We start from the raw sequence: 14964 nt of genomic DNA, 5'->3' as shown, positions 1-14964 counted from the left end.
TGTTTCCTCCTGAAGCCTTTTATGTGTTCTCGCCGAAGAAAAGTTTCATATCCTCCTCCACGTTGCCGATACCCGCAATGCCGAAGTTATCCACCAGCACCTTGGCCACATTGGGGCTGAGGAAGGCAGGCAGCGTGGGGCCCAGGTGAATGTTCTTCACCCCCAGGTACAGAAGAGCCAGGAGTACGATGACTGCTTTTTGCTCATACCAGGCAATGTTGTAGACAATGGGCAAGGCGTTGATGTCCTCCAGGCCGAACACTTCCTTGAGCTTCAAGGCGATGACAGCCAGAGAGTAGGAGTCGTTGCACTGACCGGCGTCCAATACCCGGGGAATGCCGCCGATATCGCCCAGAGGCAGCTTGTTGTACTTATATTTGGCACAGCCTGCGGTGAGGATCACGGTGTCCTGAGGCAAAGCCTTGGCAAACTCCGTGTAGTAGTCCCGGCTCTTGGCCCGGCCGTCACAGCCAGCCATGACCACAAACTTACGGATGGCCCCGCTTTTCACAGCCTCTACCACCTGGTCTGCCAGAGCCAGCACCTGGGCGTGGGCAAAGCCGCCCACGATCTCCCCGGTCTCAATCTGTGTGGGGGCTGCACACTTTTTGGCGTGCTCGATGATAGCAGAGAAGTCCTTGCGTTCCCCAATCTCGCCGGGGATATGCTTACAGCCGGGATAGCCGGCAGCTCCGGTGGTGTACAGGCGATCCTTGTAGCTGTCCTTGGGGGGCACGATGCAGTTGGTGGTCATGAGGATGGGGCCGTTGAAGGACTCAAACTCCTCCTTCTGCTTCCACCAGGCGTTGCCATAGTTGCCCACAAAATTGGGGTACTTCTTGAAAGCGGGATAGTAATGGGCCGGGAGCATCTCAGAGTGGGTATACACGTCCACCCCAGTGCCCTGGGTCTGCTCCAGCAGCATCTCCAAATCTCGCAGGTCGTGGCCGGACACCAGAATTCCCGGATTCTTACCCACCCCGATGTTCACCTTGGTGATCTCCGGATTGCCGTAGGCAGAGGTATTGGCCTTGTCCAACATGGCCATACCCGCCACGCCGTGCTTGCCCGTCTCCAGGGTCAGAGCCACCAGGTCCTCTACGGTGAGGCTGTCATCCAGGGTCGCCGCCAGAGCCCGCTGTAAGAAGGCGTCCACCTCCTCATCGTCCTGGAGCAGCACATTGGCGTGCTTGGAGTAGGCAGACAGCCCCTTGAGCCCGTAGGTAATCAGCTCCCGCAGGGAACGCACGTCCTCATCCTCTGTGGACAGCACCCCCACGGTCTTGGCCTTCTCCTCCCAGTCGCCGGATCCGTCCCACAAAGCAGCCTCGGGCAGTCCTTGGGTGGTGCTCAACTGGGCCAGCAGCTTTGCTTTCTCCTCCAGCGTGGCCCGGATGCGGGCCTCAATGCTCTCCTTATCAAAATTGGCATTGGTAATGGTGGTAAAGAGATTGAGGGTGATGAGGTGATTGATGACGGGGGAAATCTCCTTGCCCTCTCCACGCAAGGCGGTGGTCACAGCAGAAATGCCGCGGCTTACATACACCAGCAGATCCTGCATGGCGGCCACATCTGGCTGCTTGCCGCACACCCCCACCACGGTGCAGCCACGACACCCGGCAGTCTCCTGACACTGATAACAAAACATCTTTTGATCCATGTTGTATACTCCTTTTATTCGCTTTCCAGCCAGCTAATGGCGGTGACGGGACAGGAATCAATGGCCTCCTGCACCTGCGACAAGGTCTCCTCTGTGACAGGCTGGTACACACCGGACTTTCCATCCGCTCCCATGCGAAACACTTTGGGACACATACCCACGCATACCCCACATCCAATACACAGATACTGATCTACCGTTGCATTCATACAAAGCACTTCCTTTCCAGTTGATGCCTTTAGAATGCCACAGTGTCCCCTGTCTTAAACCATTCTCGCCGTGTGACTCATCCTACCATAGTTTTATTTGCGGTTCTGTTGTAATAACAACAATTCTATACAGAAAAATTTACCAGGTGAGGCGACATGCCTCACCTGGTAAAACGTTTATTCCTTATCAGGGCAACACACAAAATCTGAGTCCATATAGTGGGCAAAGGTCTGCACCTGGAACTTCCGGGTTGCACACAGATTTGCCCCATCCTCCGGCACTGCACAGCGCACACAGCGCACCAGCACATCCCGGCGCCCCATCTCCTGGTGGGCCGGAATGGTGAGCACTTTGACGCCCTTGGTCTCCTTCTCCCCTTTGTCGTCCACCTCGGTGAGAATCATCGCCAGAGACACCCGACGGTCAGGGCAGACATCTTTCACCGTTACATCAACCTGGAGAATCCGGCCTACGGAGTCCAAGGCAATCTCCCCGGCATCCACCACCACGGCATCGGTACACCCCTCTACGGTCACATCCACAGGAGTGGGACAAGGCTCCGGGTGAACAATGACATCACACCCCACCCGCACCGTGGGGTCTGGGAACACCACCAGGTTGCCCTGGGCATCGGTGTATTGGATAGACTGGTTGACCAATTTCAGCCCGCCGGTATCGCTGCGGTGGCGAATCAAGAAAGACAGGGTGGCACTCTCCACGGCATCTACCCCCAGACTGTCCATACGCCAGGTCAGCTTGGTGTCCGTCTGCTGCTCCACCGTGCCCTTGTCAGGGGTAAAATCTCGGTGATTTCAAAATCCGGATTTACCTCTTCCACGATTTTCAAATCTGTGGCCCCAGGCTTGGTGAGGTTGGCGGCCAGCTCAGCAAAAATCTCCTCCAGATCTGCGGGGGTGGGAGCAATGGCCACATGAATGGAGTCTGGGTCAGTGGCCTGGGCAAAGGCATCACCATGGTTGGTGCTGCCCCCTGCCACCAAGGCATTCACTGCCCCCTTCAAATTCGCCACCGAGGTAATCATGGCGGTGTCCTGTCGGGCCGTGGTGGCAAAACTCACCACACCCATCTTGGTGCCCGACCCCAACTCGCCGCTGCCACCTCCGTTGGACGTGGCCTGCTGAATAATATCAATAAAGGTATCCGCACCCTCTTTCACAGCGGCCAGGGGCACTCCCGCCATGCTGCCGGAGCGGTCTAGCACCAACACAATGTCAGTGGGATTCTCAATGATATCCGGCGAAGCAGTGAGGGCCAATGTCACCTTGAGTTGGCCGTCGCACTGGATCTCACTGCGGTCTACCACTTTATTGGAACTGGTAATTCCCATCTGGGCAATCCTTCTTCCGGGGGGTCTGCCCCCACCCATTCTATGCCTCAGGCCATGTTTTGCTTGCACCATTCCCAGTCATATGGTATACTTTCTGCATAGGGGTACAGCCCCACTCTTTTTTGCACAAATTGTTAGCTTATGCTAACTTTATTTTTTGTCATTTGTGTTAGCCGCAGCTAATCGAAAGGAGATCGAATTCCCATGATGATGGACAAACGGCTGTTGGCCATGGTGCCGGACAGCAAAAAATTTATTGCCGGCAACGTGGTGTGCCAGTGGATTTCCATGGTGGCCAACGCCGCTTTGGTGTTCACCCTGGGCTGGCTGCTGGAGCAGCTGCTGGCTGGACGCTCCATACAGGTAAAACTGCCCTGGGTGGCAGGAATCGCACTGGTGGCTCTGGTGGTGCGGTGGTTTGCCCTGCGCACTGCTGCTTCCATGAGCCACCTGGCCTCTCGGCAGGTCAAGGGCAGCCTGCGCCGCACCCTCTTTGAGAAGCTCTACACTCTGGGTGCCTCCTACCGCCAGCGCACCTCCACCGCCCAGGTGGTACAGGTGGCGGTGGAAGGGGTGGATCAGCTGGAGATCTACTTTGGCTCCTATCTGCCTCAGTTCTTTTACAGTCTGCTGGCTCCCGTCACGTTGTTTCTCTTTTTGGCACCCATTAGCCTGACCTGCGCCCTGGTGCTGCTGGTGTGTGTGCCCCTCATCCCCGTGGCCATTGCGGCAGTGCAGACCTTTGCCAAAAAGCTGTTGGCCAAGTATTGGGGCAAGTACACCAGCCTGGGGGATCATTTTCTGGAAAACCTCCAGGGCCTGACCACATTGAAAATATACCAGGCTGACGGGGCCCGCCAGGAGGAGATGGCCGTGCAGGCTGAGGAGTTTCGCAAGGTGACCATGAAGGTACTCACCATGCAGCTCAACTCCATTGTCATCATGGATCTCATTGCCTATGGCGGGGCTGCTCTGGGCGCCATTCTGGCCTTGCTTCAGCTCTCCCAGGGACACATCACCCCCGCCGGGTGCTTTGCCATCATTCTACTCTCGGCGGAGTTCTTTCTCCCCATGCGCTTACTGGGCAGCTTCTTCCACGTGGCTATGAATGGCATGGCAGCAGCCCAGAAAATCTACGCCCTTCTGGATTTGGAGGTGCCCACACCTGCCACCGAAACCCTGGAGGGCAATCCCACCTTGGAGTGCCGGGACGTAACCTTCTCCTATGACGGACAGCGCCCCATCCTCCAGGGAGTAAATCTGACCATTGCCCCTGGTTCTCTCACCGCAGTGGTGGGCGAGAGTGGCTGCGGCAAGTCCACCCTCTCCGCCCTGCTGATGGGGCGCAATCAAGGGTATGGCGGACACATTATTCTGGGTGGGAAAGAGCTGTCCACCCTTTCCGAAAACAGCCTCATGGCCCACTGTACCTACATTGGTCACCGCAGCTACCTCTTTAAGGGCAGTGTACGGGACAATCTGCTGCTGGCTGACCCCCACGCCTCGGACGACGCTCTGTGGGCAGTGCTGGAGCAGGTAAACCTGGCTGCCTTCCTCAGAGGGGAGCAGGGGCTGGACACCCAGCTGCAAGAGGGCGGCAGCAACTTCTCCGGTGGGCAGCGGCAGCGTCTGGCCCTGGCCCGGGCACTTTTGCACAACAGCCCATGTACATCTTCGATGAGGCCACTTCCAACGTGGATGTGGACAGTGAAAATGAGATTATGGAGCAGATTCACCGTCTCTCCCGCACTCATACGGTGCTGGTGATCTCCCACCGCCTGGCCAATGTGGCTGGGGCGGACACCATCTTCGCCATGGAAGATGGACGGGTGGTGGAGCACGGCTCCCACCAAACACTGCTGGAGCAAGGTGGACTGTACGCCCATCTGTGGCGCCAGCAACAGGAATTGGAAACTTACAATCAGGAGGTAGCACACCCATGAAAAACCGCAGTAATTTGGCCTGTATGGCCCGTCTCATCACCTTGGTGGGCCCTCTCACCGGCGTGATGCTGGTGGCCATTTTTCTGGGTGTGTTGGGCTTCATTGCTGCCACCCTCATTCCGGTGCTGGGCGGAGTGGGTATTCTCTCTGTTCTCAACCACTCCGACACCCTGCCCCTCATCTTCCTGGTTGCAGCCCTCTGTGCCCTGCTGCGTGGTGTGTTCCGCTACGGAGAGCAGACCTGCAACCACTACATCGCCTTCAAGCTGCTGGCCATTTTGCGGGAAAAGGTCTTTGCTGCTCTGCGCCGCCTGGCCCCCGCCAAGCTGGACGGCCGGGACAAGGGCGATTTGATTTCCGTCATCACCTCAGACATTGAGCTTTTGGAAGTCTTCTACGCCCACACCATCTCCCCCGCTGCCATTGCTCTGGTGATGAGTCTCATCACTGCCGCTTTCTTGTCCTGGTTTCACTGGGCCTTCGGACTTGTTGCCCTGCTGGCCTATGCCACCGTGGGGATCCTCCTCCCGGTTCTAGCCTCCCGCCGCTCTGGAGACACTGGCAACCTCATGCGCCAAAAGGCAGGTCAGCTGTCCGCCTTTGCGCTGGACAGCCTGCGTGGCGTGGATGAGACCATTCAGTACCATGGTCAGGCTCAACGGCTGGAGGAGCTTGAGGGCCGCACCGCCGACCTGGTGGGGGTGCAGCGCACCATGAGCCACATCACCGGAACCAACACCGCTGTCACCCACACTGTCATTTGGGTCTACGACCTGGCTCTGCTGGCCCTGGGGCTGGTACTATTGGAGCAGGGACAGGTGGACTTTGGCGGTGTCCTCATCCCCCTCATCACCCTCATGTCCTCCTTCGGCCCGGTGGTGGCTCTGGCCAACCTGGGCACCACCCTCCAGAGCACCTTTGCCGCTGCCCGGCGGGTGTTGGAGATTCTGGATGAGGAGCCGATGGTGGAAGAGGTGACTGGAAAGGCCACTACCTCCTTTGACGGGGCGGGCTGCCAGAATCTTACCTTTTCCTACGGCGGCGAGACCATTTTGGACGATTTGACCCTGGACTTTCCCAAGGGGAAGGTGGTGGGCATTGTGGGCCGCAGCGGCTCGGGCAAGTCCACCCTTCTCAAGCTGCTCATGCGGTTCTGGGATCGCCAAAGCGGTGAAGTGACCATCTCGGGCCGGGATGTCAAGCACATCAACACAGCCGACCTGCGCACCATGGAAGGGTACATGACCCAGGATACCGACCTATTCCACGACACCATTTTGAAAAATATCCTTCTGGCCCGTCCCGATGCCACCCGGGAAGAGGTGGAAGCGGCCTGCAAGAAAGCCTCCATCCATGACTTCATCCTCACCCTGCCCCAGGGGTATGACACCCCAGTGGGCGAGCTGGGGGACACCCTCTCCGGGGGCGAGCGGCAGCGACTGGGGCTGGCTCGGGCCTTTCTCCACAATGCGCCCTTCCTGCTGCTGGATGAGCCCACCAGTAATCTGGACAGCCTCAACGAGGCGGAAATTCTCCGCTCCCTCCATCGGGAGCGGGAGCAGCGCACAGTGATCCTGGTCAGCCACCGCCGCTCCACCATGGGCATTGCCGACGAAGTGCACTCGGTGGAACATGGGAGGTTGAGCTGATGACTGGGAGTGTGGAAGAAAAACGCCTGCGGGAAAAGAACGTAGTGGGTGAGATGATCGCCATCTACTGTCACGGCAACCATCACACCCCCGCCGGACAGCTGTGTCCCCAATGCCAAGCTCTAAAAGCATACGCCATGGAGCGCAGTGACAAATGCCCCTTTATGCAGGAGAAAACCTTCTGCTCCAACTGCAAGGTACACTGTTACCGGGGTGAAATGGCCACTCAAATCCGGCAGGTCATGCGCTACGCCGGGCCCCGGATGCTCCTGCACCACCCCGTGATGGCTATTCGTCATATGTGGGAAAGTGCCAAAGAAAAAAGACAACAAAACAGGAGATGATGAAGCGATGAAAAAAATGCTCTATGTTGTGGTAGGTTGCCTGGGCCTGGTACTGGGTGCCGTTGGTGCAGTCCTCCCCCTCCTCCCCGCCTTTCCCTTCTTGATGCTGGCCGCCTACTGCTTTGCCCGCAGCTCTCAGCGGCTGCACAACTGGTTTACCTCCACCAAACTGTATCAGAATAACCTGGAGAGTTTTGTCCGGGGCCGGGGTATGACCTGGGGCACCAAAATCCGCATTATGATTACTGTCACCCTGGTGATGTCCATCGGCTTTTTCATGATGGGAAGTGTTCCGGTGGGCCGCATGATCCTGGGCTGTGTGTGGCTGTTTCACATTCTCTTTTTCATCTTTGGCATCAAAACGCTCTCCCCTGCCCAGGCAGAGCACTTCCGTAAGCTGGATCAAGAGGCATCCCAAGCCTAACGTTAACACCCCGTGTGCCGGAGTTTGGACACACGGGGTGTTTTTATGACTATTTTTCCCCATTCCTGCATAGAATACTTCCAACGGAGGTGCCGGAAATGAGTCACAAGCTGCGTCAACTGATAATCTGTATCGCCATCCCTTTGGCGGTGGGTGGCCTTTCCGCCTACCTGACCATGGGGGCTATGGAGACCTTTGAATCCCTGAAACAGCCGCCCCTGTCTCCCCCTGGTTGGCTGTTCCCAGTGGTATGGACGGCCCTGTTCGCTCTTATGGGCATTGCCTCTTACCTGGTGGTTCGCTCTCCAGCCCCTGAGCGGACTGTGAAACGTGCCCTTATCTTCTATGGTATCCAACTGGGGCTAAACTTCTTCTGGACCATTCTCTTTTTCAACCTGGGTCTGTATCTGGTATCCTTCTTCTGGCTGATCCTACTGTGGTGTTTCATTCTGCTCACCACTTTGCAGTTTGCCGCCATTCGGCGCCTTGCAGGATACCTCATGATCCCCTACCTGATCTGGGTTGCCTTTGCTGGATATTTGAATTTCGCCATCTTCTGGCTGAACCGATAAAAAGAGACCTGAAACCATCCGGTTTCAGGTCTCTTGGTGGAGATAAGCGGGATCGAACCGCTGACCTCTTGAATGCCATTCAAGCGCTCTCCCAGCTGAGCTATACCCCCACATTCACTTGTGTCCCCTGCGGAACGAATGTTAGTATACTGCATAGTTCTCCAAATGTCAATGCCTTTTTTCAAAAAAATCAAAAATATTTTTCTTCCCGTGCGGCTCAGCATTTTCCTCCATCGCATACCACATTTTGAGTATCTCCCATATGATTTGAACTACGATCATAGGCGCCCACCAGGGAATCTACTACCGCACCGTCATCAGGTATATTTGGGGATTATATCGTCAGTCCCTGTCCATATGCTTTCAACGACAAATTCTATGAAGGTGAAGGTCTAAAAGGGTATAAAAACTTTTTTCAAAAACTTTTGAAAAAATCGTTGACAAACGCTCTCCCCTTTGGTATACTCACATTCGTTCCGCAAGAGAACACGGCAAATAAAACTGAATCACCGATGGGGGTATAGCTCAGCTGGGAGAGCGCTTGAATGGCATTCAAGAGGTCAGCGGTTCGATCCCGCTTATCTCCACCAAAAATCCGAACGCATCTGCGTTCGGATTTTTCACTTCTTTGCACTTTATCAAACTCTCCCATCAAGAAGGCCTGAAACCAAACCGGTTTCAGGCCTTCTCTTATTTATAGGTTGCTATACCCCATCAGTGAGGCATCCACCGCCCGGGCCACCTCCCTGCCCTCGGCAATGGCCCACACCACCAGGGACTGGCCCCGGTGCATATCCCCAGCGACGAACACTCGCTCCACGCTGGTCTCATAGCTGCCAGGCTGGGTGCTGACGTTGGTGCGGCCATCCCGCTCCACGCCAAAGGCCTGGGCCACATACGCTTCGCTGCCCAAAAAACCTGCGGCAATGAGCACCAGGTCGGCAGGCACCTCCACCTCACTGTCCGGTACCGGCACCATCTGCACCCGCCCGGTGGCCTCGTCACGTTTCGGCTCCAGGCTCACCAACACAGCCCCGCATACCTTGCCTTCAGCGTCAGCTTGGAATTTCTTGACTGTGGTCTGATAGCGGCGGGGATCAGCGCCAAACACGGCAATGGCCTCCTCCTGCCCGTAGTCGGTTTTCAGAACCCTGGGCCACTGGGGCCACGGGTTGTTGGGGGTACGTGCATCCGGGGCCTTGGGCATCATCTCCAGCTGGCTCACCCCTGCCGCCCCCAGGCGTATGGCTGTACCCACGCAATCGTTGCCCGTGTCGCCACCGCCAATGACCAGCACCTGCTTTCCCTCTGCCAGATGGGTGGGCACCTTCTGAAAGTCGCTGTCCAGCAACTCCTTGGTCACCTGGCTCAGAAAGTCCACGGCGAACAGCACACCCTGAGCCTCCCGCCCCGGCACTGGGAGATCCCGAGGCTGGCTGGCACCGCAGGCCAGAACCACTCGATCATACTGTTCCAGCAGCTCCTGGGCAGTGATGGTACGTCCCACATCCACGTTGCACCGGAACTCCACCCCCGCCTGCTCCATGAGAGCAATGCGGCGGTCAATGACCTTTTTATCCAACTTCATGTTGGGGATGCCGTAGCGCAACAGCCCGCCGGGGCGGTCATTGCGCTCAAACACCGTCACCCAGTGGCCCCGTCCGTTGAGCATCCAGGCCGCAGCCAGCCCCGCAGGCCCACTGCCCACAATGGCTACCCGCTTGCCAGTGCGCACTTTAGGGGGTTCCCCGCTAACCAGGCCGTGGGCAAAGGCATACTCGATAACCTGCCGCTCGTTGTCCTTGGTGGTCACTGGCTGACTGTACTCCCCGCAGGTACACGCCGCCTCACAGAGCGCCGGGCATACCCGGGAGGTAAATTCGGGCAAACAGTGGGTGCGGCTAAGGCGAATGTATGCCTGTTCCCAGTTCCCGTGGTACACCAGGTCGTTGATCTCCGGCACCAGGTTATGCAGCGGACACCCGGAGGCCATACCCCCGATCATCATACCAGCTTGGCAAAAGGGGACACCGCAATCCATGCACCGCCCACCCTGCTGTTGCTGCTGCTGTGGAGTGAGCACAGTATGGAACTCATCAAAGTTTTTGATACGCTCCAGAGGCGGGACGGAAGGCCCGTTCTGTCGATGATACTCCATAAATCCTGTGGGCTTTCCCATATCCATCAACCTTCCTTTCCTGCCACACTGGCGTAGAACGCTTCGATCTGCGCCTCTTCCCGGCTCATCCCCTGTTCCTCAAACTGGGCGGAGAGTTGCATCAGCTTCTTGTACTCCTCAGGGATGATCTTTTTGAATCGGGGCAAATAACCATCAAAGTCTGCCAACACCTGCTTTGCCTTGGCCGAGCCGGTGACCTCCACATGGTTGCTCAGCATCTGGCGCAGTTCCTCCCGGTCGTATTTACTCTCCACCTTTTCCATGAGGATCTGGCCCTTGTTCAGGTTGCGGTACAGGGCGTTGTATTCATCCAGCACATACACCACGCCTCCGCTCATACCGGCAGCAAAGTTCTTGCCCGTGGGGCCAAGCACCACCACACAGCCGCCAGTCATGTACTCACAGCCGTGCTCACCCACGCCCTCCACCACAGCACGGGCACCGGAATTGCGTACACAAAACCGCTCACCAGCCATGCCGTTGATGTAGGCCTCACCAGACGTGGCTCCGTACAGCGCCACATTTCCGATGATGATGTTCTCGTGGGGGACAAACTTGGCTTTTTGCGAGGGGTACACCACCAGCTTACCGCCGGAGAGACCTTTGCCGAAATAGTCGTTGCTGTCTCCCTCCAGCTCCAAGGTAAGACCTTGGGGAATGAAAGCGCCAAAGCTCTGACCTCCTGCCCCATGGCAGCGGACGGTGATGGTGTCCTGGGGCAGCCCATGGGGATAACGGCGGGTGAGCTCCGAGCCCAGCAGGGTGCCGAAGCTGCGGTCCGTATTCACCAAATTTACGTTGACAGTGTGTCTTCTTCCAGTTTCCAGACTGTCCTGGATCATGGCACTTTGGAGCAGCACGCACTCATCCTTGGTGCGCTCCAGGTGGAAGTCGTAGGCCTGTTGCGGATCAAAGATAGTCTGACTGTCCGGGACATGGGCTAAAATCCGGCTCAAATCCACCTTGGCTGCCATACCCGTCAGGTCTGTTCTCTGACGAAGCAGGTCAGTGCGGCCCACCATCTCGTCTACCGTGCGCACCCCCAGTTTGGCCATGTATTCCCGCAGTTCCTGGGCAATAAAGCGCATGAAGTTCTCTACGTATTCGGGCTTTCCAGCAAAGCGTTTGCGCAGCTCCGGGTTCTGGGTGGCCACGCCCATGGGACAGGTGTCCAGGTTGCACACCCGCATCATGGCACAGCCCAACGTCACCAGGGGCGCTGTGGCAAACCCAAACTCCTCAGCCCCCAGCAGGGCTGCCACAGCCACGTCCTTGCCGCTCATGAGCTTGCCGTCGGTCTCAATGCGCACACGGTCCCGGAGATCATTTTGCAGCAGAGTCTGGTGGGTCTCCGCCAGACCCAGTTCCCAGGGCAGACCAGCATCCAAAATGGAGCTGAGGGGGGCGGCTCCGGTGCCGCCATCGTACCCAGAAATCAGAATCACCTGCGCTCCCGCCTTGGCCACGCCGGCAGCCACGGTGCCTACCCCGGCCTCAGACACCAGCTTCACCGAGATACGGGCGTACTTGTTGGCATTTTTCAGATCATAGATGAGCTGGGCCAAATCTTCAATGGAATAAATATCGTGGTGAGGCGGCGGGGAAATGAGACTCACCCCCGGGGTGGAATGGCGGGTCTTGGCGATCCAGGGGTAAACCTTCTGGGCGGGCAGATGTCCGCCCTCCCCCGGCTTCGCCCCCTGGGCCATTTTGATCTGAATTTCCTTGGCGCTGACCAGGTAGCGACTGGTGACCCCAAAGCGGCCGCTGGCCACTTGCTTGATGGCGGAGCTGCGGTCGTGATTGGTGCCCGCCGACTCTAACCGTTCATCGCTTTCGCCCCCCTCACCGCTGTTGGACTTGCCGTGGAGGCGGTTCATTGCCACAGCCAGAGCCTCGTGGGCTTCCTGGGAGATGGAACCGTAGGACATGGCTCCGGTCTTGAAGCGGGTGACGATGCTCTCCACGCTCTCTACCTCCTCCAAGGGCACTCCCTGGTCCGGGTAGTTGAACTCCATAAGGCTGCGGAGTGTACCGAATCTCTCCTGATCCACCTGGGTGGTGTACTGCTGGAACATCTGGTAATCCCCGGTGCGGGTAGACTGCTGGAGCAGATGAATGGTCTGGGGATTATACCGGTGCTCCTCTCCCTGGGAGCGCATTTTGTGACGACCCACCGAGGGCAAGGTCAGGTTCACATCCAGCCCCAGGGGATCGTAGGCCTTGGAGTGCTGGGCATCGGTCTGGGCGGCGATATCCTCCAGGGTGATACCACCGATGCGGCTGATGGTTCCGGTGAAGTAGGCATCAATGACCTCCTGGCCAATGCCGATGCATTCGAAAATCTGACTGCCCTGGTAGGACTGGATGGTGGAGATACCCATCTTAGAGGCGATTTTTACGATGCCTTGGAGTACAGCGTGGTCATAGTCCTCCACAGCGGCGTAGTAGTCCTTGCTCAGCAGACCGTCCTGCACCAGCTGGGCCACAGTGGCGTGGGCCAGGTAGGGGTTGATGGCGCAAGCGCCGTAGCCCAGCAGAGCGGCGAAGTGGTGTACCTCCCGGGGTTCACCAGACTCCAAAATCAGAGACATGGCAGTGCATTTTTTCGTCTTAACCAGGTACTTGTGCACAGCCGACACCGCCAACAGCGACGGAATGGCCACATGGTTTTCATCCACACCTCGGTCGGACAATATCAGAATTGTAGCTCCCTTGCGGTAGGCCTTATCCACCTGGACAAACAACTGCTCCAGCACCCGCTCCATGGGTGTATTCTTATAATAGAGAATGGAGACGGTGTCCACCTGAAAGCCCGGGCGGTTCATGGTCTTGATTTTCAACAGGTCCAAATCGTTCAAAATGGGGTTGTTGATCTTCAGTACCCGGCAATTTTCCGGTTTTTCCTCCAGCAAGTTGCCGTTCTTACCTGCATAGACGGTGGTAGAAGTGACAATTTTCTCCCGTACCGAGTCAATGGGCGGATTGGTGACCTGGGCAAACATTTGCTTGAAGTAGTGAAACAGAGGCTGATATTGCTTGGACAACACCGCCAGAGGGGTATCTATGCCCATGGCTCCAATGGGTTCACTGCCGCTCAAGGCCGTGGAACACACACTGTTGCGGTACTCTTCATAGGTATATCCAAAGGCCATTTGCAGCCGGGCACAGTACTCCCGGCTCAGGGGCGGCACCGGCTGGTTGGGTACCTTCAATTCATGAAGCTCCACCAGGTTGCTGTCCAGCCACTCTCCGTAGGGCTCCTGATGAGCATAGCGTTCCTTGATCTCCTGATCCGAGTATACACGACCTTGTACCGTATCCACCAACAGCATTTTCCCCGGGTGGAGCCGCTCTTTGGTCTTGATCTGATCCTCCGGGATTGGGAGCACCCCCACCTCCGAGGAGAGGATGAGCCGACCATCACAGGTAATGTAGTAGCGAGAGGGGCGCAGGCCGTTGCGATCCAACACCGCCCCCATCACGTCGCCATCGGAAAACAAAATGGAGGCGGGGCCGTCCCAGGGCTCCATCATGGTGGCATAGTACTGGTAGAAATCCCTGCACTGCTGAGAGATGGTGTCGTTGTGGCTCCAAGGCTCGGGAATGGCCACCATCACCGCCAGGGGCAGATCCATGCCGCTCATCACCAGAAACTCCAAGGTGTTGTCCAGCATAGCCGAGTCCGAGCCGTCGGTGTGGATCACTGGAAGCACCTTTGTCAGGTCATCCTGAGAAAATTCTCGGGTAGACATGGTCTCCTCCCGGGCCTGCATTTTGTCTGCATTCCCCCGGATGGTGTTGATCTCCCCGTTGTGGACGATAAACCGGTTGGGGTGGGCCCGCTGCCAGCTGGGGTTGGTGTTGGTGGAAAAGCGGGAGTGTACCAAGGCAATGGCGGACTCAAAGTCCTCATCCTGCAAGTCTAAAAAGAAAGTACGCAGCTGCCCCACCAGAAACATTCCCTTGTACACAATGGTACGGCTGGATAGAGAAGGGACATAGGTGTTGTCATTGCTCTGCTCAAAAACTCGGCGTACCATGTACAACTTCCGGTCAAAAGCCAGCCCCGCCGGGATGTCCCCAGGCTTTTTCACAAAGCACTGATAAATAGCGGGCATACACGCCAGAGCCTTCTCTCCCAGCACCTGAGGGGCAGTGGGCACCTGGCGCCAGCCTAGAAACTCCAGCCCCTCCTTGGCCACAATCACCTCAAACATCTTCATGGCCCGGCTTCGCTTTAGCTCATTCTGTGGGAAGAAGAACATGCCTACTCCGTACTCCCGCTGGCCGCCCAGATCGATCCCCAGCCGGGCACACGCTTTGGTGAAGAAACGGTGGCTGATCTGTACCAGAATGCCTACGCCATCTCCCGTCTTCCCTTGTCCGTCTTTCCCGGCCCGGTGTTCCAGGTTTTCCACAATGTTCAGCGCATCCGCCACAATTTTGTGGTTTTTCCGGCCATAAATGTCCACAACTGCTCCAATGCCGCAGTTGTCGTGCTCCAGCTGTGGACAGTACAGGGTCTGCATGGCTTGCTTGGTCATGGTGATTCCCCCTTCGGAATGACTTAAAATAAACACAAGGGCGCCAAAGAATCCACCGAACCTCCTTGTTCGTAGGATTCCTTGACAC

Annotated in this window: 12 protein-coding genes and 2 tRNA genes; 7 read left to right on the top strand and 7 right to left on the bottom strand. The window is 57.1% G+C overall.

Features of this window, described 5'->3' with window-relative positions:
• Positions 1-19: 19 nt before the first annotated feature.
• From hcp to H9X86_RS12435, 4 genes are all read right to left on the bottom strand, one after another.
• Complete coding sequence (gene hcp, locus H9X86_RS02505) at positions 20-1660, bottom strand: hydroxylamine reductase (RefSeq protein ID WP_204900003.1); 1641 nt, start codon at positions 1658-1660, stop codon at positions 20-22.
• A gap of 14 nt (positions 1661-1674) precedes the next feature.
• Positions 1675-1869 carry a ferredoxin gene (locus H9X86_RS02500; protein ID WP_204900002.1) on the bottom strand — a complete coding sequence of 65 codons (195 nt, stop codon included), beginning with the start codon at positions 1867-1869 and terminating at the stop codon, positions 1675-1677.
• Between the two features lie 177 nt (positions 1870-2046).
• A complete protein-coding gene (locus tag H9X86_RS12440; protein ID WP_243416798.1) occupies positions 2047-2649 on the bottom strand; it encodes a hypothetical protein in 603 nt (200 codons plus the stop codon).
• A complete protein-coding gene (locus H9X86_RS12435) occupies positions 2622-3218 on the bottom strand; it encodes a vWA domain-containing protein (RefSeq protein WP_243416797.1) in 597 nt (198 codons plus the stop codon). The genes H9X86_RS12440 and H9X86_RS12435 overlap by 28 nt, the downstream gene beginning before the upstream one ends.
• Positions 3219-3422: 204 nt before the next feature.
• On the opposite strand from H9X86_RS12435, the gene H9X86_RS02490 reads away from it, so the two are divergent.
• The 6 genes from H9X86_RS02490 to H9X86_RS02470 all read left to right on the top strand — a co-directional run bounded on the left by H9X86_RS02490 (position 3423) and on the right by H9X86_RS02470 (position 8150).
• On the top strand, positions 3423-4985 hold the full coding sequence (locus H9X86_RS02490; protein WP_346011415.1) for an ABC transporter ATP-binding protein/permease: 1563 nt from the start codon (positions 3423-3425) through the stop codon (positions 4983-4985).
• Positions 4940-5161, top strand: a complete 222-nt coding sequence (locus H9X86_RS12855; RefSeq protein ID WP_346011414.1) for a hypothetical protein — start codon at positions 4940-4942, stop codon at positions 5159-5161. Before H9X86_RS02490 ends, H9X86_RS12855 begins: the two co-directional genes overlap by 46 nt.
• Positions 5158-6810, top strand: coding sequence for a thiol reductant ABC exporter subunit CydC (gene cydC / locus H9X86_RS02485; RefSeq protein ID WP_204900001.1), 1653 nt, complete (start codon positions 5158-5160; stop codon positions 6808-6810). Before H9X86_RS12855 ends, cydC begins: the two co-directional genes overlap by 4 nt.
• Positions 6810-7154: a nitrous oxide-stimulated promoter family protein gene (locus H9X86_RS02480; RefSeq protein WP_204900000.1), complete on the top strand. Its 345-nt coding sequence runs from the start codon at positions 6810-6812 to the stop codon at positions 7152-7154. Before cydC ends, H9X86_RS02480 begins: the two co-directional genes overlap by 1 nt.
• A 7-nt stretch (positions 7155-7161) precedes the next feature.
• Positions 7162-7578: a YbaN family protein gene (locus tag H9X86_RS02475; RefSeq protein WP_204899999.1), complete on the top strand. Its 417-nt coding sequence runs from the start codon at positions 7162-7164 to the stop codon at positions 7576-7578.
• Between the two features lie 98 nt (positions 7579-7676).
• Positions 7677-8150, top strand: coding sequence for a TspO/MBR family protein (locus H9X86_RS02470; RefSeq protein WP_204899998.1), 474 nt, complete (start codon positions 7677-7679; stop codon positions 8148-8150).
• A 34-nt stretch (positions 8151-8184) separates the two neighbouring features.
• On the opposite strand, the gene H9X86_RS02465 is transcribed toward H9X86_RS02470, so the two are convergent.
• Positions 8185-8260 (bottom strand) — tRNA-Ala (locus tag H9X86_RS02465).
• 404 nt (positions 8261-8664) lie between these two features.
• Here H9X86_RS02465 and H9X86_RS02460 point away from each other — a divergent pair.
• Positions 8665-8740 (top strand) — tRNA-Ala (locus tag H9X86_RS02460).
• A gap of 104 nt (positions 8741-8844) precedes the next feature.
• Here H9X86_RS02460 and H9X86_RS02455 read toward each other — a convergent pair.
• A complete protein-coding gene (locus H9X86_RS02455; RefSeq protein WP_204899997.1) occupies positions 8845-10329 on the bottom strand; it encodes a glutamate synthase subunit beta in 1485 nt (494 codons plus the stop codon).
• Between the two features lie 5 nt (positions 10330-10334).
• Complete coding sequence (gene gltB / locus H9X86_RS02450) at positions 10335-14876, bottom strand: glutamate synthase large subunit (RefSeq protein ID WP_204899996.1); 4542 nt, start codon at positions 14874-14876, stop codon at positions 10335-10337.
• Between the last annotated feature and the right edge of the window lie 88 nt (positions 14877-14964).

The sequence above is a fragment of the Pseudoflavonifractor capillosus genome (assembly GCF_016902575.1).
GTDB lineage: Bacteria > Bacillota > Clostridia > Oscillospirales > Oscillospiraceae > Enterenecus > Enterenecus capillosus_A.
The sequence above is the reverse complement of the archived record's forward strand: the minus strand, read 5'-3'. Positions and strand labels throughout refer to the sequence as shown.